Source organism: Blastocatellia bacterium, from assembly GCA_035275065.1.
Lineage (GTDB): Bacteria > Acidobacteriota > Blastocatellia > UBA7656 > UBA7656 > DATENM01.
This window is the reverse complement of record DATENM010000140.1, coordinates 46,604-65,485: the sequence shown is the minus strand read 5'-3', so window position 1 is coordinate 65,485 and position 18,882 is coordinate 46,604. Positions and strand designations below refer to the sequence as shown.

Annotated in this window: 17 protein-coding genes and 1 tRNA gene; 9 read left to right on the top strand and 9 right to left on the bottom strand. The window is 61.3% G+C overall.

Annotation, left to right across the window (positions count from 1 at the left end; genetic code table 11):
• Position 1: 1 nt before the first annotated feature.
• On the bottom strand, positions 2 to 760 hold the full coding sequence (locus VJ464_26210; protein ID HKQ08643.1) for a Fic family protein: 759 nt from the start codon (positions 758 to 760) through the stop codon (positions 2 to 4).
• A gap of 214 nt (positions 761 to 974) precedes the next feature.
• Here VJ464_26210 and VJ464_26205 point away from each other — a divergent pair, with 214 nt between their 5' ends.
• The 4 genes from VJ464_26205 (at position 975) to VJ464_26190 (ending at position 4,353) form a co-directional block, all read left to right on the top strand.
• Positions 975 to 1,811 carry a class II aldolase/adducin family protein gene (locus tag VJ464_26205; GenBank protein HKQ08642.1) on the top strand — a complete coding sequence of 279 codons (837 nt, stop codon included), beginning with the start codon at positions 975 to 977 and terminating at the stop codon, positions 1,809 to 1,811.
• A gap of 67 nt (positions 1,812 to 1,878) precedes the next feature.
• Entirely contained in the window at positions 1,879 to 2,166 is a 288-nt protein-coding gene (eutM, locus tag VJ464_26200; GenBank protein HKQ08641.1) for an ethanolamine utilization microcompartment protein EutM, read from the top strand.
• A gap of 70 nt (positions 2,167 to 2,236) precedes the next feature.
• Positions 2,237 to 2,506, top strand: coding sequence for a EutN/CcmL family microcompartment protein (locus tag VJ464_26195; GenBank protein ID HKQ08640.1), 270 nt, complete (start codon positions 2,237 to 2,239; stop codon positions 2,504 to 2,506).
• Positions 2,507 to 2,613: 107 nt separating this feature from the next.
• Entirely contained in the window at positions 2,614 to 4,353 is a 1,740-nt protein-coding gene (locus tag VJ464_26190) for an NAD+ synthase (GenBank protein ID HKQ08639.1), read from the top strand.
• Between the two features lie 90 nt (positions 4,354 to 4,443).
• Here the strand turns inward: VJ464_26190 and VJ464_26185 are convergent, their stop codons facing one another.
• The 3 genes from VJ464_26185 to VJ464_26175 all read right to left on the bottom strand — a co-directional run bounded on the left by VJ464_26185 (position 4,444) and on the right by VJ464_26175 (position 9,817).
• On the bottom strand, positions 4,444 to 4,896 hold the full coding sequence (locus VJ464_26185; GenBank protein HKQ08638.1) for a group 1 truncated hemoglobin: 453 nt from the start codon (positions 4,894 to 4,896) through the stop codon (positions 4,444 to 4,446).
• Positions 4,897 to 5,754: 858 nt separating this feature from the next.
• A complete protein-coding gene (locus VJ464_26180) occupies positions 5,755 to 9,159 on the bottom strand; it encodes a glycosyl hydrolase (GenBank protein ID HKQ08637.1) in 3,405 nt (1,134 codons plus the stop codon).
• A 202-nt stretch (positions 9,160 to 9,361) separates the two neighbouring features.
• A complete protein-coding gene (locus tag VJ464_26175; GenBank protein ID HKQ08636.1) occupies positions 9,362 to 9,817 on the bottom strand; it encodes a hypothetical protein in 456 nt (151 codons plus the stop codon).
• A gap of 300 nt (positions 9,818 to 10,117) precedes the next feature.
• Here VJ464_26175 and VJ464_26170 point away from each other — a divergent pair, with 300 nt between their 5' ends.
• Positions 10,118 to 11,527, top strand: a complete 1,410-nt coding sequence (locus VJ464_26170; GenBank protein HKQ08635.1) for an arylsulfatase — start codon at positions 10,118 to 10,120, stop codon at positions 11,525 to 11,527.
• A gap of 109 nt (positions 11,528 to 11,636) precedes the next feature.
• Positions 11,637 to 12,017, top strand: a complete 381-nt coding sequence (locus tag VJ464_26165) for a response regulator (protein ID HKQ08634.1) — start codon at positions 11,637 to 11,639, stop codon at positions 12,015 to 12,017.
• On the opposite strand, the gene VJ464_26160 is transcribed toward VJ464_26165, so the two are convergent.
• Positions 12,014 to 12,562, bottom strand: a complete 549-nt coding sequence (locus VJ464_26160; protein ID HKQ08633.1) for a DUF2721 domain-containing protein — start codon at positions 12,560 to 12,562, stop codon at positions 12,014 to 12,016. The genes VJ464_26165 and VJ464_26160 overlap by 4 nt on opposite strands.
• 126 nt (positions 12,563 to 12,688) lie before the next feature.
• Here VJ464_26160 and VJ464_26155 point away from each other — a divergent pair, with 126 nt between their 5' ends.
• Positions 12,689 to 13,273 (top strand): Uma2 family endonuclease, encoded by a 585-nt coding sequence (locus VJ464_26155; protein ID HKQ08632.1) that lies wholly within the window; start codon positions 12,689 to 12,691, stop codon positions 13,271 to 13,273.
• A 261-nt stretch (positions 13,274 to 13,534) separates the two neighbouring features.
• Complete coding sequence (locus VJ464_26150; GenBank protein ID HKQ08631.1) at positions 13,535 to 13,681, top strand: hypothetical protein; 147 nt, start codon at positions 13,535 to 13,537, stop codon at positions 13,679 to 13,681.
• A 92-nt stretch (positions 13,682 to 13,773) separates the two neighbouring features.
• Here the strand turns inward: VJ464_26150 and VJ464_26145 are convergent, their stop codons facing one another.
• From VJ464_26145 to VJ464_26135, 3 genes are all read right to left on the bottom strand, one after another.
• Positions 13,774 to 14,628 carry a carbon-nitrogen hydrolase family protein gene (locus tag VJ464_26145; protein HKQ08630.1) on the bottom strand — a complete coding sequence of 285 codons (855 nt, stop codon included), beginning with the start codon at positions 14,626 to 14,628 and terminating at the stop codon, positions 13,774 to 13,776.
• A 32-nt stretch (positions 14,629 to 14,660) separates the two neighbouring features.
• Positions 14,661 to 14,758: transfer RNA gene (locus tag VJ464_26140), tRNA-Sec, on the bottom strand.
• A gap of 89 nt (positions 14,759 to 14,847) precedes the next feature.
• Positions 14,848 to 15,258 carry a hotdog domain-containing protein gene (locus VJ464_26135; protein ID HKQ08629.1) on the bottom strand — a complete coding sequence of 137 codons (411 nt, stop codon included), beginning with the start codon at positions 15,256 to 15,258 and terminating at the stop codon, positions 14,848 to 14,850.
• 224 nt (positions 15,259 to 15,482) lie between these two features.
• Between VJ464_26135 and lpxC the strand changes: the two genes are divergently transcribed.
• Positions 15,483 to 16,361, top strand: coding sequence for a UDP-3-O-acyl-N-acetylglucosamine deacetylase (lpxC, locus tag VJ464_26130; GenBank protein HKQ08628.1), 879 nt, complete (start codon positions 15,483 to 15,485; stop codon positions 16,359 to 16,361).
• A 122-nt stretch (positions 16,362 to 16,483) separates the two neighbouring features.
• On the opposite strand, the gene VJ464_26125 is transcribed toward lpxC, so the two are convergent.
• Positions 16,484 to 18,718, bottom strand: a complete 2,235-nt coding sequence (locus VJ464_26125) for a BACON domain-containing protein (protein ID HKQ08627.1) — start codon at positions 18,716 to 18,718, stop codon at positions 16,484 to 16,486.
• Positions 18,719 to 18,882: the final 164 nt, after the last annotated feature.

The following is an 18,882-nucleotide window of genomic DNA, read 5'->3' as shown; positions in this document are numbered from 1 at the left end:
ATTATTCCCGCTCGCCGCGCGCCTGCCTGACGAAGCTGACCATTTCGCCCAGCGTCGAGCTGACCGCATCGGCCATCAGCTCGACGAGCGGCTGCATGTTCATCTGCTCAGATTCAATCATTGCCTGGCGAAACGCGGTGTGCCGTTCTGGCTTCATCACCAGCGGTGGCAAGCCGGCACGCAACGTGAACAGGCTGGCGGCGACCAGCGCCGTTGCCTGGTTGGCCTGCTCGAACGGGCGAATCGTCGCGAGTCGCAGCAAGACAATGGCCGCCTGCTCAATCGGATTCAGTTCCGCGAACGATTCGGCGGCGAACCAATCGCAGGCGTTCTCGACAGCTTGCGCCACATACGCGGCGGGCAGTCGAGCGCTTGACCCCTCGGCACAAGCATCGTCCGTGCGGAAGCCAGCGCCGCCGAGCTTTACTAGCAACTCAGGCGTGAGCCGCGCCAGTTGTCCTTCGGCGTTCGTCAGTCTAATAACCTCGCGCGCGGCATTCGTCAGTTGAGTGATGATGAAGGGCGCGGCGTCTTGCGCCGGCCCCGCATGTCGCGTCCACGGCTTGCGTGCCACATCGATCCCTTCGAGTTCGAGCGTCGCCATGACAAAGCGGCTGACCAGCCACCTATCAAGCTGGCCGCGCTCTTCCGGCGTCACGGCGAGCGCCGCAAACGCCGCGTGGCGTCGGGCTAGATGGTTGACCCACTCGTTCGGCGAGTTCGATAAGATCGGATGGATTCTGCCCGGCGGTCTTGGCATAGCGCAACGAGTGTAAAGAGCCCGCCTTGCCCGCGTCAATTCGCGGTTTCTCAACTTGACAGCATCGCGCCCGGCAAGTGACACTGAGAAGCTCATAGAGAGTGACAGGTGACAAGTGACAAGAAGAACCGCGCCGGCCTTGTCTTGCCGGGGTGCCGCAGTCACAGCGTCTTGTCACCGGCCACTCGTCACTCGTCACTTGTCACTGTCTTCAATGGCGCAACAGGAACAACAACTCAGAGAGCATCTGGTCGAGATTGGTCGCCGCGTCTATCAGAACGGCTACGTCGCGGCTACGGATGGCAATTTGAGCGCGCGGCTCGATGACGGCACCGTCCTGACGACGCCGACGATGATCTGCAAAGGCCGCATGACGCCGGACATGCTGGTGCTGGTTGACGCCGACGGCAACAAGCTGCGCGCCGCGGAGCGCAACCCGTCGTCCGAATTTGCCATGCACCGCGAGATTTATCGCTTGCGTCCAGACGTGCGCGCCGTCGTTCACGCGCATCCGCCGTTCGGCACAGGCTTCGCCGTCGCCAACGTCGCGCTCGACCGTCCGCTGCTCTCCGAGGTGATTCTGACGCTCGGCTGCATTCCGCTGACGGCCTACGGCACGCCGTCCACGAAAGAGTTGTCGGAATCGCTGACCGCTTACATCCCGCACCACGATGCGCTGTTGCTGGCAAACCACGGTGCGGTGGCTTACGGCAGCGATCTCGAAGCCGCCTATGGCAAAATGGAAACGCTGGAGCATTTCGCGAAGATCAATCTGATCGCGCGGCTGATCGGCAAACCGCATGAGCTGCCCGCTGCGGCCATCGAAAAGCTGCTCGACGTGCGCGAGAAAGCCGGTTATATGCCCGCCGAGTTCCGCAACTGTCAGGCGTGCGGCTTCATTCAAGGTCACGCGGCAACCTGCGCCGTCGGCAGCGCCACACGGTCTTACAGCCCGGCAAACGGCGACGACACCGTCACCTTAACGCGAAGGGAACTGACCGCGCTAATCACCGAAGCGGCGCGCTTGGTCGCCCGCGAGATAAATCACTAATCGCGCGGCGGGCTACTCAGGTTTGAGATTCGTCATCACGACAACGAACGCAACAAGGAGAGACTGAATGGAAGCTCTTGGAATGATCGAAACGAAGGGCCTCGTGGCGATGATCGAGGCGGCGGACGCCATGGTCAAAGCGGCCAACGTCACACTGGTCGGTTACGAGAAGATTGGCGCGGGATTGGTGACGGCCATCGTGCGCGGCGACGTGGCGGCGGTCAAAGCCGCGACCGACGCCGGAGCCGCCGCCGCCCGCCGCGTCGGCGAACTGGTCAGCGTCCATGTCATCCCGCGCCCGCACTCGGCGGTGGACGAAAACCTGCCCGTCACGTTTGAGTCACGAGAAAAGTGAGACTGAGGGCCAAGGCCGGGGGCTGGTAAGCTTCGCGCTTTCCCCCGACCCCCGGCCCCCGACCCCTATTATGCTACTCGCACGCATTGTTGGAACGGTCGTCGCGACGCGCAAAGATGATCGGCTGCACGGGCGCAAGCTGCTCGTGGCGCGGCTGGTCGGCGTTGACGGCCAGGACGAGAAAGGCCATGTGGTCGCTGTGGATACGGTCGGCGCGGGCGTCCAGGAGACCGTGTTGATCGTGCAAGGCAGCTCGGCGCGCATGGCGTTCGGCTGCAAAGACTGCCCGATTGACGCCGCCGTCGTCGGCATCGTTGATACCGTCGAGGTGAACAGCTAGGCAGTGGTCAGTTGCCGGTTGTCAGTTTTAGTTCTCGCGAATGGTTGTTATTCTCTTGATATGCAGCCGGAACTGACAACTGAGAACTGGTAACTGAGAACTGCCTTATGAATACGCTTCGTGTCGCGCTCGCGCAGATCAACCCAATCGTCGGCGCTTTCGACAGCAACACCGGCCTGATTCTTGACTACCTTGAGCGCGCCCGCCAGGCGGGCGCTGACCTGGTTGCCTTTCCCGAACTGGCCATCGCCGGCTACCCACCCGAAGACTTGCTGATGAAGCCGCACTTTGTGCGCGAGAATCGTCGCGCCCTCGACCGCATCGTCGCGGCGGCGGGCGACCTGCTGGTCGTCGTCGGCTTCGTTGACACGGACGGCTCGGATATTTATAACGCGGCGGCGGTGATTGCCGGAGGCCGTCTGGTCTACGTCTATCACAAGTCGTTCCTGCCGAACTATGGCGTTTTTGACGAGGAACGCTATTTTCAAGCCGGTACGCGCTGCCCGGTCTTCGTCGTCGGCGAAGCGCGCGTCGGCGTCAACATCTGCGAAGACATCTGGTATCCGGGCGGGCCGACGAAGCTGCAAGCGCTCGCAGGCGACGCCCACCTGATCGTCAACATCTCGGCCTCGCCCTTTCACGCCGGCAAGAATCGCGACCGCGAGCGCATGCTCTGCACGCGCGCCGAAGACAACGCCGTGGCGCTGGTCTATTGCAACCTCATCGGCGGCCAGGACGAGCTGGTCTTTGACGGCAACAGCCTGGTGATCAACGAAGACGGTCACATCACGGCGCGCGGCAAGGCGTTTGAAGAAGACTTGATCGTCGCCGACATCAACGTCGAGCGCGTCTTTTCCGAGCGCCTGCACGACCCGCGCCGCCGCCGCGAAAAGCTGCGCGTTTCGGCTGACGCGGCGCTCGACGTGATCGATCTGAATGGCTTGCCGAAGCCCTCGAACAATCGCGCCGCGCTGCCTGAGCCCGGCAACTCGCAGCTCACGGAGGTCGCCGAAACCTACCTTGCGCTGGTCATGGGGACGCGCGATTATGTGCGCAAGAATGGCTTTGATAAAGTTTACTTTGGGCTGTCGGGCGGCATCGATTCGGCGCTGACGGCGGTGATCGCGGCGGACGCGATTGGCGCCGATAACGTCAACGCCGTCTTTATGCCGACGGTCTATTCGTCTACGGAATCGTTGCGCGATTCCGTGGCGCTGGCCGACAATCTCGGCATCCATTTTCAGGTCATCGAGATTCAAGAGACCTTCGAGCAGTACAAACAGATGCTGGCGCCTTCGTTCAACGGATTGGCCGAGGACGTGACCGAAGAGAACTTGCAGGCGCGCATTCGCGGCAACATCTTGATGGCGCTGTCGAATAAGTTTCGCGGGCTGGTGCTGTCAACCGGCAACAAGAGCGAGATGAGCGTCGGCTATTCGACGCTGTATGGCGACATGGTCGGCGGCTTTGCGCTGCTCAAAGATGTGCCGAAGATGCTGGTGTATGAGTTGTGCCACTATGTGAATGAGCGCGGCCCGCGCCCGTTGATCCCCGAATACATCATCACTCGTCCGCCGTCGGCTGAGCTGCGCCCTGACCAGACCGACCAGGACACCTTGCCGCCTTACGCCACGCTCGACGCGATTCTGGAGCTGTACATCGAAAAAGACCTGAATGCCGACTCTATCGCCGAGCGCGGCTACCCGCCTGAGACCGTGCGCTGGGTCATCAATCGCGTTGACGCGGCAGAGTACAAACGCCGCCAGTCGCCGCCCGGCATCAAGATCACGCCGCGCGCTTTTGGGCGCGACCGCCGCATGCCGATCACCAACAAGTATCATAGCTAACGCTGGTCATTCTGCTTGATGGAAAAAGAAAAAGAGGGTTCGCGCGAACCCTCTGAGGATAATCCATGAAAGGGAGTGGAGGAGGCCGGGTTATTGCTCGACGATGTCGGCTTTCAATCCCGATAGCGCCGCCGCGACTTCTTTCTGCTCACGCTCTTTGACCTTGAACTTGGTCATGGTGTTGACCAGGTGCTTGACGGCGGTATTCCAGTCGTCTTCGGTGATGCGCAGGCCCTTATGCGCGGTCTTCATGTCGCGTCCGATGTAGACGCACGGGCCGCCGGTGGCGGCGCAGAGTTGATCGAGGACGAGCTGACGGATGCGGGCCTTGCTGTTGTCGCTGGCGCCAACAAAAAAGCGACCCAGCTTCGGGTCAGTCGCCAGCGCAGTGATGAAATCATCGGTTACGGCGGCCAGCGCATCATATCCGCCGAGCCGCTTGTAGAGCGTGTCTTTGCCTTGCGCGGCTGTCGGGCTGACCGCGCCCAGCGCGGCGACCAGCAGCGCGATAGCCACAAGTGAACCAATCCAGCGTTTCTGCATCACTTTTCTCCTTCAGAAATAGTTAGTGGTTGAAGTCGCCGATGATTACGCGAGGCAGTGTGAAATGGATTCGCGCCGGGGGAAGCAAAAAAGGGCGCGACCCTCAGTCGCGCCCTTAAAGGTGAGCCCCATGACTCTCAGGCGAAAGTCGATTTGGTAGGATTGAGGCTCTTTCTTCCGCTCGGCTGAAGGGGATCACCAGCACGGAGCGGAAATGGCTGGCGCAAGCAGGAACCAGCCAGAACCAGGCGGCAAAGCTTTGCTTGAGCGGAGGGGGTGCCGCCATAAACCGAATTCAAATACCCAAAAGCATCAACGCCATCAGCGTTAGTGGCTTCTCCTTCCTCTATTATGAAAAGACGCAAAAGAAATTCGAATCTCGCAATTCTTTTTCGTCAGACGGGATTTTTTTTTAGGCCGGCGCAAATGTCGCCGGAGGAAGGGAAAAAGTGCGGGTGGGCGGAGAGAAGAAATCGCCCGAACGCTAAGCGCGCCAAGCCGAATGCCACAGTACGGGGCCTGGCGTCCTTAGAGCGGGTTTTGAACATATCCCCGAAGGGGATGCTGTCAATAGCCGTGGGCAACGCCCACGGAAGCAACGCCCACGGAAGCCATGCCAAGCGGTCAACGACCCTGAAAGGGTCGCCGTCTACGACCACGGCGACCCTTTCAGGGTCGGGACATCGTTCGCTGCTGACCGATGGCGTTGCCACCGGCTATTGACTCCCGGTGGCGTTGCCATCGGCTATTGATTCCCGGTGGCGTTGCCATCGGCTATTGACCGAAGCCCTTTCAGGGCTTACCGCTATTTCAAAACACGCTCTAGCCTCCTGGCGGTTGATTGCCTGGATCAGCCGCTCAATTGTTTGTCCATTCAGGGATGCGGCCCGGCGTCCAGGGCGCGCCCGCCGCTTCCATCGCCTTTTCCAGCCGCGCCAGGTCGCCTTCGACCAGGGCGCGCAAGGCGGCCAGCGCCGCTTCAAAATCAGCGGCGGCGGCAGCGTAATGATCCTGCTGCGTGCGGGTCGGGCGCGAGGTGGACATGCGTTGCTCGCCGAGTATCGTGTTGACACGGTCGCTGATCGAAGGCGGCGTGTCCAGATTACGCGAGCGCGCCGTCTGGTCGCCACGCAGCGCCCGCAACAGGTCGTCGAGCTTGCGCTCGATAGCCTGCGCGTCCTCGGTCAGCTTGAAATCGGCAGTGGGCGTCTCTTGTAGCGCCCGCTTGATCAGCGCCAGCCGCGCCTTCAACTGGTTCGCGGTTTCGAGTGTCCCGGTGACCGCCCGCTGCAAGCGCGCGACTTTCTGTTGGAACTCGACCAGCGCGGCGCGATCCGCCGGGTTCATCTGGCCCTGGCCTTCGACATAGACGGTGAACTCCTGCGCCGTGCCGAGCGGCGTGATCGTGCCGCCGACGCGCCGCGCCATCGAAACCGAATACTTGCCGGGCAGCACCAGCGGCCCCGACGGCGGGTCGCCAAATATTTCTTCCTCAGGCGATGGCGGGCGCTGCGAAATCACCGGCGACGAATAGCGCAAATCCCAATGGCTGCGGTTGAAGCCCGGCACCGCCGTCCCCGTCAGCCGCCTGACGACACGGCCTTCACTGTCTTTGACCGTCAAGAAGACCGTCGGCGCTTCCTCTTCGTCTTCGGCGCGCAACTCTTCGAGCGTCGGTTGATAGATGGGCTGGCCTCTCTTTTCAGCTTCCCTCTCGGCCTCCTGGCGCAACTGCTTGCGCGTCTTCGGCGCTTCTTTCAAGTAATAAGTAAACGTCGCGCCGTAAGGCGGATTATCGGCGTTGTAGAACGATTCGCCCTGGAACGACTTGCCGCGCCCGCCGAGCGGCTGCGACTGGATGTACATCAGCGGGTCTTTGACGGGGAAGAGCGCCGCCTCTTGCGTGAACGTTTCCGGTCTGAGGTTCCTGAGCGACGTGTAGTCGTCGAGGATGTAGATGCCGCGCCCGAAGGTCGCCAGTACCAGGTCGTTTTCGCGCCGCTGAATCGCGATGTCGCGCACCGCAATCGTCGGCAATCCGCCTTTGAGCTGCACCCAGCGCTTGCCGCCGTCAATCGTGAAGAAGACGCCATACTCGGTGCCGACGAACAGCAGATTCGGGTTGACGTGATCTTCGGCAATCGCCAGCACCGGCCCGTTCTTCGGCAGGTTGCTGGCAATCGATGACCACGAGCGGCCCGCGTCCGTGCTCTTGAGCAGGTAGGGCGCAAAGTCGCTGCGCTTGTGATTATCAAACGCTGCATAGACGGTGTTGGCGTCGTGCTGCGAGGCGGTAACCCGCGACACGTAAGTCATCTCGGGCACGCCGGGGAAGCTATCGATCTTGCGCCAGTTCTTGCCGGCGTCTTCGGTCACTTGAATCAAGCCGTCGTCGGTGCCGACATAGACCAGCCCGTCTTTCTTCGGCGACTCGAACAGCGCCGAGGCGTTGCCGAATGGATCGGTCGAAGCATGCCGGGCGACGGCGTCAACGCTCAGGATTTTGTTAAACACCGGCAGCTTGTTGCGGTCGAGCTGGCGCGTCAAGTCGTTGCTTACCAGCGTCCAGGTGTCGCCGCGATCATCCGAGCGGAAGAGCTTGTTCGAGGCGTAGTACAGCCGCGTCCTTGAGTGCGGGCTGATGATGAACGGCGCGTCCCAGTTGACGCGCAGCGCCGCTTCGCCGCGCCCCGGCGCCGGCGTAATCCCCATGCGCTCGCCCGTGCGCTTGTCGAAGCGCACCAGATTGCCGTACTGCAACTCGGCGTAGACGGTGTTCGGGTCTTCCGGGTCAACCTGTGAGCGGAAGCCGTCACCGCCTTGCGTGACGAACCAGTCGGCGTTGACGATGCCGGAAATCGAGCGCGTCCGCGACGGCCCGCCCATGCTGTAGTTGTCCTGCGTGCCGCCGTAGACGTTATAAAACGGCGTCGCGTTGTCGGTCGTGATGTCGTAGAACTGCGGGATGGGCAGGTTCGCTTTGAAGTCCCAGGTGGCGCCGCGGTCAAAGCTCTCGTAGAGGCCGCCGTCGCAGCCGACCAGGTAACGGTTGGTGTCAGTCGGGTCAATCCAGATGACATGGTTGTCTACGTGCTTCGAGCGCTCGCCGAGCGGGCGCAGCGTCCTGCCGCCATCGTCCGAGACCATCATCAAAACGTTCGGCACATAGATGCGGTCAACCTCTTTCGGGTCGCAATAGACGTGGCCGTAATACATCGCCGTGGTGTCGTAAGGGTTGCGCCGCTCCCAGCTCGCGCCGCGGTCGCTCGAACGAAAGATGCCGCCCTTGCGGTCCGCCGCTTCGATAGAGGCATAGATCACATTTGAATCAACCGGCGAAATCGCGATGCCGATACGGCCCATCTCGGAAGTCGGCAAACCGGCGCGCAGCTTGTTCCAGGTCGCGCCGGCGTCGGTTGATTTATAGAGCGCGCTCTCCGGGCCGCCATTGACCAGCGTGTAGACGTGGCGGCGGCGTTGATAGGCGGCGGCATAGAGCGTGTCGGGATTGTTCGGATCAATCGCAACGTCGGTGATGCCGGTGTTTTCGCTGACGGTGAGCGAAGGCTTCCATGTCTTGCCGCCGTCGGTGGTCTTGAACAGGCCGCGCTCGCCGCCCGGCCCCCACAGCGGCCCCTGCGCCGCGACGTAAACGACATTTGAGTCGCGCGGATCGATGCTGATCTGGCCGATGTGCTCGGAAGCCTTCAAGCCCATGTTCTTCCAGGTCTTGCCGCCGTCGTCCGAGCGATAGACGCCGTCGCCGTAAGAGACGCTGCGCTGGCTATTGTTTTCGCCGCTGCCGACCCAGACGGTCAACGGGTTCTTCGGATCGATGACGACGACACCGATTGAATAAGAGCCTTCATTATCGAAGACCGGCGTCCAGGTCGTGCCGGAGTTGGTCGTCTTCCAGACGCCGCCCGAAGCCGCGCCGACGAAGTAACGGCTGTGGTCGGTCGGATCAACCGCGACCGCGACGACTCGCCCCGATGTGAAGGCCGGGCCGATCAGCCGGAAGCGCAGGCCGTTAAAGGTCGGCGTCGAGAACGGGTCGGCCTTTTTCGGCTCTTCCTTTTTCGCCTCTTCTTTTTTATCCCCGGCCTGCGGCACCGGGCCGGGATTCTCGGCTTTTTTGACCTCTTCGGCCCGTGACTTGGCGGCGGCCTTATCAACAGTCTTATCCTGTCGAGCAAAAGCCGCGAGCGGCCCCGCCGCGACCGCGAGGGTGCAGATCAATACCAGCCCACGCATTGCTTTCATCACAATCCTCCTCCAGAGCAGTAGGTAGTCAGAAGCGCCTGGTTCGGCTCCGTTAGGAGCGCAATGTATATAGTCACTAATGCCCTTAAAGAATCAAGCTCCGCCAGGGGCGCGATGTCAACATCGTGCCCCTACAGGGCAGAGGTTCTTTTGCTGCTGCCAACTATAAACATCGCGCCCCCACGGGACTGCCTACTATTTCCTACTCCGGCAGGCGCTCAAAGGTGAATTCGACGCCGGGATTGGCGACCGGCTTGATCGTCAGGGTGGTGCCTGCGAGCTTATATTCCCACTTGACGGCTTTGCCCATGGTCAGCGGGCTGGCCTGTGCCAGTTGTTGCAAGGTGATGATGTTGCCCTCCACGCTGTACTCGCCGCAGGTCGCCGCGAGCCCCTGGTAAGCGGCGACGATCTTCTTCGTGCGCTCGTCGGCGGGCTCCTGCTGATCCCATGTCTTGCGGTCAATGTTAGCGCGCACGAACGCCATGTACTTGCCGTGAACGACCAGCATGCCTTTGGTCTCGGCGTCGGTCTGCTTGCCGCCGGAGAAGGTGGTTGAGACGTAACGGTACGCGCCGTCGAGTTTCGGCCCTTTGGCGACGGCCTGCGCGCTCACGGCAAACAACAGCGCGCACAACATCAGTGCTTTCAGTTTCATTCGAGATGCCTCCGTAATTTGAAATGTGAGAGTGCTGTCAGAATGACGAATATTAGCCGCAGCCGCGCCGCCTTTTCAAGTGAGTGACCGGCCAATGACGAGGCGGCCTTGCCTCAGCAGCCGCTCGCGCCGTATACTGCACGACGCCTTTAGTTGGCCCTGGAAAAATCGAACAAGTCGGGAAACTTCTTAGACTCCAAAATCTACGGACTTGGACTGTGTGAAATCAACGGCCCGCATCCGGCTGCGGCCTTTAAGCGCCACTCGCCAGGTTTGCGGGAATGCATTGTGGGAGGTTGCATGCAGAAAGCCCGCCGGCATAGCCTCGCCAGGCGAGGACCGCTTTTCCTCTTGCTCACGCTCGCCATCGTCCCATCATTTATCAGCCCGGGTCGTTCGGCGCACGTCCGCTCGGCAGAGGGTAAGCCGCCGAATATCATCTTTATCTTGACCGACGATCTCGGCTACGGTGACCTGGGATGTTACGGACAACGGATGATTCAAACGCCGAATCTCGACCGTATGGCGGCTGAAGGCATCCGGTTTACGGACAGCTATACGGGCAACGCCGTTTGCGCGCCGGCGCGCTGTTCCCTGATGACCGGCCTGCATATGGGACATGCCTACATTCGCAACAACTCCAGTCCCCCGGATACGCCTTTGCGGCCAGAGGACACCACGGTTGCCCAGGAGTTGCAAGCGGCGGGCTATGCCACCGGAGTAGTCGGCAAATGGGGGCTGGGCAATGCCACGACGAGCGGCAGCCCGAATCGCAAAGGTTTTGATTACGCCTACGGTTTTCTGGAGCATTCGGAGGCCACGTATTATCCCACCACCTTGTGGCGCAATGGACAGCCGGAGGCCGTGCCTGCCAGATCATATCAACAAGATTTGTTTACGGACGACGCCTTCAAATTCATCCAACGCCAAAAGGATGGCCCATTCTTTTTGTACTTGGCTTATATGGTGCCGCACGCGCCCTACACAATTCCTTCCGACGCGCCTTACTCGGATCAGCCGTGGGAGCAGTTAGACAAGAACTACGCGGCGATGATCACCTATCTGGATCGCGATGTCGGGCGCTTAATCAACCTCTTGAAAGACCTCGGAATTGACGGGAACACGATTGTCTTCTTCAGCAGCGACAATGGCCCCGAAAGCAGCGACATTTTTCAGAGCGCCGGGCCGCTCAACGGCCTCAAGCGTCAGCTTTACGAGGGCGGCATTCGCATCCCCATGATCGTGCGCTGGCCGGGCATGATCATGCAGGGGCAGGTCAATAGCACGCCGTGGGCCTTCTGGGATTTTTTCCCGACCGCCGTTGCGCTTGCGGGCACGTCCCCGCCGATGAATCTCGATGGCATTTCCATGCTGCCGACCCTGTTGGGCCACGAACAGCCGCCGCACCCGCCTTTATACTGGGAGTTCCGCATCAAGAATGATCGCGGCATCATTCAAGCGGTACGCCTCGACCAATGGAAAGGCGTGCGGATCAATGATCGCAATCGCAGAAAGAAGAATAAGAAAAAAGCGATTGAGCTTTATGACCTGGCCAACGACATCGCCGAAACGCGCGACGTTTCCGCTGAGCACCCTGACATCGTCGCGCAGATTAGAGAGATCATGCAGGACCAGCACGTTGACTTGCCGTTAACATCGAGCCCGCGATCAATGATGGCCTCCCTGCATCACGCGGGACATTCGCATTGATGAGGGTTGCAGAGGCGTCCGGCCAGCCGTGCCGCCGGGCTGCTGGCCGGCGGCGGCATCGAAGCGCACTGGCGGCCTGCTTAGGCGAGTCGTAGAATAGAAGGCAGGAATGGAAAAGATCAGCCTGATTGTTGACGATATGTTTTTCGCGGCGAAGATCAACGCCGCCGCCAGTGCTGCCGGGCGCGCCGTCGAGCGCATCCGCTCGCTTGAGCAGCTCGAAGCGCTTGCCACAGCGCCGCCGCTACTGGTGATCATAGACTTGAAGGCCGAGCGCCTTGACCCGGTGCAGGCCATCGAACACTTGAAGTCACAAGACGCGTTGCGCGCGATTCCCGTCGTCGCTTTCGTTTCACACGTCCAGACCGATGCGATCCGCCGCGCCCGCGCCGCCGGCTGCGACCTGGTCTTACCGCATTCGGCTTTCAACCAGATGCTCCCCGACATCGTCGCCGGCCATCTCGACCGCCTGGCGAGCCGGCAGGCTTAGCGCGACCGCCAGATGCTGCGCTTGCGCGCGTCGCGCTGGTCAATCAGCTCAGTGGGCGCGTAATGCTTGCCCATCTCCCAAATAAAATCCATCTCGCGATAAGTCGCCGCCAGTGCCAGCCGCGCTTCAAGGATTTGCAGAATACTGCCATAGAACAGGAAGGCCGCGCCCAGCAGCCCCAGTGCCACAGGTATCCAGCCCTGGCGCGTGTTCAGGATGGCGACCATGCCGATGGCGAAGCTGGTGGCGACGAAGATGCCGAGCGCCAGATAAAAGCTTGTCATGCTGCGTTGCAGGATGCGCGCGCGGCTGGTCAGACGGTCGAGCTGGTCGAAGATCATGGCGCGCTTCTCTCTGGCCATGGCAATCTCCTTCTCGTCGGTCGCCATGCGCTCGAAGCGGTCTGACAATTCGCGCACGCGATCAACGACGCGTCCCAGGCGCGTCGAGGTCGAGAGAATCAACGAGCCGCACGCCGAGATCAACACCGCCGGCGTAATCATCGCCGTCAGCACGGCAAGCACCGATGACAAGCCTTCAAACATGAGATCGTCTCCTTCGCGCCTATTCTCCGCGAACGGGTGCCGGTCGCGCAATGGCCGCCGTGCGTCGCTCAATGCGCCCGTCGTCTTTGTGTGCTAAACTGGCTCCACAAAGAAGGAAGGTAGAGCATGGCGACTAACCGAAAAGACATGCCGCAGCATTACTTCACGCTGGAGGAGTATTTCGCGCTGGAGCAGGCGAGCGAGGCGCGCTGGGAGTATTGGGACGGCGAGCTTGTCTGCATGAGCGGCGGCAAGCGACAACACTACCTCATCTCCGGCAATGTCCATCATCGCCTGAGTCAGCAACTTGGCGATGGATGCCGAGCATTTACCGGCGACACGCCTATATGGACGCCGACGATGCCGCCTTACCGTTACCCGGATGCGTCGGTGGCCTGCGGCGAGCTGCGCTTTCAAACCATTCACGGCGTTGATGCGCTGATTAATCCTGTACTGATTGTCGAAGTCCTGTCACCGACGACGGCGTCGCGCGACTTTGAAGAAAAGTTCACCGCCTATAAAGCGATTGCGACCTACCGTGAATACCTGTTGATTGCTCAGGACGCGCCACGCGCCATCCACTTCACGCGGCAGGCGGACGGCGAATGGGCGCGCGAGGAAGTGACCGGCCTCGACGGCACGCTGACACTCGACAGCATCGGCGGGAGGCTATCACTCAGCGATGTCTACGAAGATGTGAAGTTCGACTGACCTCTGGCATTCCCCTTAGCTGAACCCCACACACCAGACGCGCCTTACAGAGAGCTTACGCTTGCACGTCTGTTTTAAATACGCGCGTGCATGAATTGCGTACGTCGCTCGGATGCGCGCGTTTCGCTTAGCCGCACGCTGCTGCGCCAAACTATTCCGGCTATTTGAAATCGACGCGAGTTATGCCGCCGCCGTCTCTCGGCATGGGATTTGCGAACGGTATAACGGACTGCAGGAACAATTGATCTGAGGGAGAGGGTTATGGCGATTATCTGGGAATTCTTAACGAATCATCGGCACTACTGGGGCGTCCCGCATCGTTGCGAAGATGATGTCAACGCCGTGGTGATGACCTGTTACGGCTGCGGCAAGTCGAAGAAGGTTCAAGTCAACCTGATCGCGGCCTGAGGCTGCCCCCGATTCTGACCCGGCTTGCTCGGCCCCCGAGCGCCGGGTCAGAATTAGCAGGCGCGCCGGCCCGCCGCCGTCTGCGCCGCCCATCAGTCCGCGGCCTGCGCCCTGGTCACCGGCTGCGCAATCACACCATAAAACTCCGGTCGTCGGTCAGCCAGTCGATCTATCTCATAAGACCCCGCCACATTGACGATCTTATTCCGGTTCGACCATTCCATATCGAGCGTTGCGTAAACAATTTCAGCCTGCTCGCGGCTCGCTTCGACAACCGTATCGCCCATGCAGTCGACGACTTTGCTCCTGCCGATGAATTGCCAGCCGCGCTCGGTGCCGACGCGATTGACGGCGGCAAAGTGCAGGTGGTTCTCGCTCGCCCTGGCGTTGACGATGAACTCGGCGGTGCGCCATGCGCCGCCCGGCCAGTTCGTCGGCAGAATCACCATCTCCGCGCCCAGCAGTTTCAGCGCCCGCGCCGCTTCGGGGAAGCTGGCGTCGTAGCAGATGTTGACGCCGATGCGACCGAAGGGCAGCCGAATGACTTCAAAAGGCCGGTCGCCCGGCGTCAAGAAACGGTCAACGCCGAGGAAGGGCAGGTGGACTTTGCGGTAACTGCCGACGACGCCCGCCGGCCCGACCACCATCGCCGCATTGTAATAACGCTCACCCTGGCGCTCGATGAAGCCGGCGATGGCATGCACATCCGCTTCGCGGCAGGCCGCGGCGATGGCCTGCGCCGACGGCCCATCGAGCGGCTCGGCAAACGGCGCGGCTTCATCGAGCGAATCGAAACAGTAGCCGGTCAGCGCGCATTCGGGAAAGATGACCAGTTGCGCGTCGTGAGCGGCGGCTTCGCGGAGTCGTTCGGTAATCTGCTGGCGGTTCGCGGCGACATCGCCAATCGCGACGTCCATCTGCACACAGGCAATGCGTGTATCGGCCATGACGTTTCCTTCTGCTCTGCTCAATAAAAGGTTGGCGGAGGTGTGTGGGAATCGAACCCACCCAGACCGCCTCTCGGCGACCCGCAACGGGTTTGAAGCCCGCGAGAACCACCAGGCCCCATTCACCTCCGCGTTGCAACAAAACTAGCAAGCCCATCGCGCTTGACGCAAGCAGCCCGGCATAATCGGTCACTGCCGCGGCTCATTCAAGCCTTTGGCTTATTCAAGCTTTTGCGCTTTGGCTTCGACGCGCTTCAGGAACCGCGCCAGCTCGACCGGCGCTCGCACGTGCAAGCCTTCGCCGATCTTGTCGAGGCCATCGTGGGCTTCGACTTTGAAAGTCACTGTGTGCGGGTCTACCGAAACGACTTCGGCGCGCACAGTGACTCGCGCGCCGACCGGCGTCGCCGCCAGGTGCTTGACGTTGACGACGACGCCGACCGACACCCATCCCGCGGGCAGGTGCCGGGCGAGCGCCTGGCCTGCGGCATTCTCCATGTGAAAGATCATGATGGGTGTGCCGTAGACCGCGGGCATCGCTTCGACAAAGTGCGCGACTGTCATTTCGCGTGTGACTTCGATGACATGCTCGACCGCCGTGCCGATGGGAATATTTTCTGTGACGTTCATGGGTCGCTCCCGTTGATCTTCGCGAATTAGACCTGACATTCTAAATTGATTGTGCGCGTCGCGCCACAGCGGTTGTGGCAGGCAGGCGACAGCTAGCGACCGCCGCCCGCAGGCATTGCTCGATTTCCCTTGAAAAAAGCCGCTTTTACCAGGCAAACTGCTTGGCACGGCCCATGCCTAATCTAAAGCACCCGTAGTGCAATGACGCGAGAGGGGAAAGACTGTTGATAAGACAAACGACGCTTGCAAGAGCAGTCTCGACCGCCGGCCATGGCTTGCACACCGGCGAGCCGGCGCGCCTGACCTTGCGGCCCGCGCCCGCCTATAGCGGCTACGTTTTTCGCCGCACCGATTTAAATAACTTCGAGATACCCGCCGCGCCGCAGTTCGTCGCGCGCGTCAGTTACGCCACCACGCTGATGCGCCAGGGGGTGATGATCGCGACGGTCGAGCATCTGCTGGCCGCGCTCGCCGGCACACACATAGACAACTGCATCATCGAGATTGATTCGCTGGAAGTGCCGATCCTTGATGGCAGCGCCGAACCCTTCATCGAATTGATTGAGGCGGCGGGCACGGTCACACTCGAAGCGCCGCGCCAGTTCCTGCGCGTCCTCAAGCCTACGGAAGTCGTGCAGGGCAACCGGCGCATGAGCCTGGCGCCGGCGGACCGCTTTGCCATCTCGTGCCTGATCGAGTTCCCGCATCCGATGATCGGCACACAGCGGCGCGAAGTCAGCATCATTGATGGTCAGTTCGCGCGTCACATCGCGGCGGCGCGCACCTTCGGCTTTCTCGACGAGATCGAGGCGCTGCGCAATTCCGGCCTGATTCGCGGCGGCTCGCTTGAAAACGCCATCATCTTGACGCCCGAGGGCGGCATCCTTAACCGCGAAGGGCTGCGCTTTGCCGACGAGTTCGTGCGCCACAAGATTCTCGACATCATGGGCGACCTGGCATTGTTTGGCATGCCCATCCTCGGTCGCGTCGAGGCCGAGCGCACAGGCCACGGCGTTCACACGGCGCTGGTCTCACGCGTCTTGCGCGACGACACCGCCTGGGAGATCACCGACCGTCCAAGCCTCGCCGCCGGCCTTTTCTGATGGCCTGGGAGCGCGGGCGTCCCGCCCGCTTGCTGCGCGCATGCGAAAGACCGGCGGGCGAGACGCCCGCGCTCCCAGGCTACACGCGATTGCAACCCACTCTAAACTTTTCGGGAAGGACTTTAATTTACCCGGCGATGAATCGCTGCGCTCGTGGGCGCGCCTTTCTGTTTGACATTGAAGAACTGGCTGCCGATGGTGATCGCCCCCTTGCGCGCGAGGCTGCCCGAATTGGCGGCGACCGAAAACGTCACCGAGCCGTTGCCGATGCCGTTCGGACTTGAAGTGATTGTAATCCAGGGCACATTTGCGGCTGCCTGCCACGAGCAACGCTCGGAAACCGCAATGAGAAGCGTGCCGCTGCCGGCGCTGCTGCTGAAGGTTTGCGCCGGCGGCGAGATCGAATACAGGCAATCATTGCCCGCTCCACCGTCCTGCGTGACCGTGACGGTCTGGCCGGCGATGGTCATCGTTCCCTGTCGCGCGCTGCCCGTGAAGTTATCGCGTACCACATAGGTTACAGAGCCGATGCCAATGCCGGAGGCTGCCGACGTGATAGTGATCCAGTTGGCATTGCTGGTCGCAGTCCACGGGCAAGCTCCGCTGGCGGTCACCTTCACCGTCGCCTGTGCGCCGGTTGCCCTGGCGAATGGATACAGGTTCGACACGCCGAGGCTACAGTTCGGTTCGAAGACGATGTCGATGATCGGGTGCAATTCAATTTGATTTGGCGCTGCCCCCGTCTGTCCATGTGGGAAGTCGAACATGCCGATGCCGGTCACACGCACCGGAAGGTTCGCCGTCTGAAAGCTGCCCGTTGCCGTCAGCCGCGCATCGAAAGTCGCTCGCGCATTGCTGATCATCGAGGCAAAAGGGCAACCGCTGCCGACGCAGCCGGGGCAGGGAATCTCGGAAACGAGGGTGTTGCCCGCCGCGTCTTGCAAGACCAGGTGATAATCCGAGTCGTCTTCCTTCTTGTAAAGTGTCAAGGTTGCTTCGACCGTCCAGGCGGTCGTTTCGTAAGGCGCAATGCGGCTGTTGCTAGGCGGGCTGGGCTGGCTCGGCCAGCTCCGCATGACGGCAATCGTCGTCGTTGTGGGATGCGCTGTATCGATGAGGGCGGCATCGGGGTCTGTGCCGGTCTTCACAGACCAGCGCTCGACGCCGCAACGAGCGCAAGCGCCGCCCGCCGTGACCACGCTCAAGAGGATCGCCGTCGTCCCGGTTCGCCCCTGCGCGTCGCTGATCGTCACCGGCAAGCTCTTGTTGCCCGTTGAGGTCGCGGCGGCTACCGTGGCTTGAAATGAAAAGATATTGTCGCCTGCCGTGAGGTCGCCGTGCGTGCCGTCGTCAAAGAAATGCTGATTGGCCGCGCCGCCAATCGCCGTCAGGTCAGCGGCAACCGCCAGACCGCTGCTCGGCGGATTTGTACCCGGCATGGCTTGCACAGTCAGCAGCGTGGCGCTGCCCGGATTCACCGTTGAAGGATTGGCCGCGCCGACGCCCGACGGGTTGCCGTTGCCACCGCTGCCATCAGGCGTCAGCGAGAAATCGTCAATGGCCAGCCCATCGTCGGAATTCGAGACGTTGAAATCGAGCCAGCGAATGAAGAAGGTCTGGCCGTTGACGATGTTCAGGCCGTTGATCGTGAAGCTCAGGCTCGACCGATTGACATCCGTGTTGCCGTTGAGCGCACCGACTGTGCCGGTGGTGACGGGGCTGGAAAAGTCGAGGCTGTCGTAGTCAATCCAGGTTCCAGTCGTCAGGCTGGTCGCATTCGTGCTCAATTGAAAGTCCAGGCGGTCGGCGCCGCGCCCGCTCGCGCCGAGTCGCCACTGTTCGCCTGTGTAAGCGACGGCCAGCGCGTTGATCGTGCCGCCCGTGTTGTTGGTGAAGCAAGCGCCGACAGTGGGGATGAGGCTACCGCTTTGCAGGCCGCCCAGGGCGCGTTCGCTGCTTCCCGATGCCCCGAAGCTGTAGGTGTCGCCGGTGGTGCTTGAGCCGCTGCCGGCAGTGTAAGTCGTGTTGGCGTTGGCGCCGGACTCAATGAAGGCCCAGCCCGTCGGCAGCGTGCTCGACGAGCCGCTGCCGGCCAGCGTGTTGAAGTCCTGTGTGTAAGTCACGGCGGTCGCCGTCAGGCTGATGCTTGCGCCGCTCGCTGCGCGGATACGGCCGCCGGGCGATGACAAGATCAGAGTAAAGAATAATCCGAACGCCAGCGCCGCGTCGGCGAAGCGCCGGCTGGTCTGGCGGCGAAGCCAAAGCTCGCGAGTGGCCTCGTCCGTTTGAAGGTGTTCGGCCTGGTTTCTGGCACACCTTGGCCGTGAAGGTGTTGGGGAAGTACGTACCTGCATCATAAACAAGGCCCGTGCCTGACCGCATGGAGACGCGCGCGACTGCCTTTACAATCTGGCAGGGCGCGGCAGGCCGGGCCGCTCCTTATAATCGGAAGCTTCTATTTTTTCTTTACTTGAGAATGCTACTGCGACCGGCCCATATTACACGACGGCGGTGTGGCTGG

Coding starts and splice junctions, on each gene's coding strand:
- VJ464_26205 (HKQ08642.1), top strand. CDS start 975: ATGGCGCAACAGGAACAACAACTCAGAGAGCATCTGGTCGAGATTGGT.
- VJ464_26185 (HKQ08638.1), bottom strand. CDS start 4,896: ATGCAGAAACGCTGGATTGGTTCACTTGTGGCTATCGCGCTGCTGGTC.
- VJ464_26210 (HKQ08643.1), bottom strand. CDS start 760: ATGCCAAGACCGCCGGGCAGAATCCATCCGATCTTATCGAACTCGCCG.
- eutM (HKQ08641.1), top strand. CDS start 1,879: ATGGAAGCTCTTGGAATGATCGAAACGAAGGGCCTCGTGGCGATGATC.
- VJ464_26180 (HKQ08637.1), bottom strand. CDS start 9,159: ATGAAAGCAATGCGTGGGCTGGTATTGATCTGCACCCTCGCGGTCGCG.
- VJ464_26190 (HKQ08639.1), top strand. CDS start 2,614: ATGAATACGCTTCGTGTCGCGCTCGCGCAGATCAACCCAATCGTCGGC.
- VJ464_26165 (HKQ08634.1), top strand. CDS start 11,637: ATGGAAAAGATCAGCCTGATTGTTGACGATATGTTTTTCGCGGCGAAG.
- VJ464_26195 (HKQ08640.1), top strand. CDS start 2,237: ATGCTACTCGCACGCATTGTTGGAACGGTCGTCGCGACGCGCAAAGAT.
- VJ464_26170 (HKQ08635.1), top strand. CDS start 10,118: ATGCAGAAAGCCCGCCGGCATAGCCTCGCCAGGCGAGGACCGCTTTTC.
- VJ464_26135 (HKQ08629.1), bottom strand. CDS start 15,258: ATGAACGTCACAGAAAATATTCCCATCGGCACGGCGGTCGAGCATGTC.
- VJ464_26125 (HKQ08627.1), bottom strand. CDS start 18,718: ATGATGCAGGTACGTACTTCCCCAACACCTTCACGGCCAAGGTGTGCC.
- VJ464_26160 (HKQ08633.1), bottom strand. CDS start 12,562: ATGTTTGAAGGCTTGTCATCGGTGCTTGCCGTGCTGACGGCGATGATT.
- VJ464_26175 (HKQ08636.1), bottom strand. CDS start 9,817: ATGAAACTGAAAGCACTGATGTTGTGCGCGCTGTTGTTTGCCGTGAGC.
- VJ464_26150 (HKQ08631.1), top strand. CDS start 13,535: ATGGCGATTATCTGGGAATTCTTAACGAATCATCGGCACTACTGGGGC.
- VJ464_26155 (HKQ08632.1), top strand. CDS start 12,689: ATGGCGACTAACCGAAAAGACATGCCGCAGCATTACTTCACGCTGGAG.
- VJ464_26145 (HKQ08630.1), bottom strand. CDS start 14,628: ATGGCCGATACACGCATTGCCTGTGTGCAGATGGACGTCGCGATTGGC.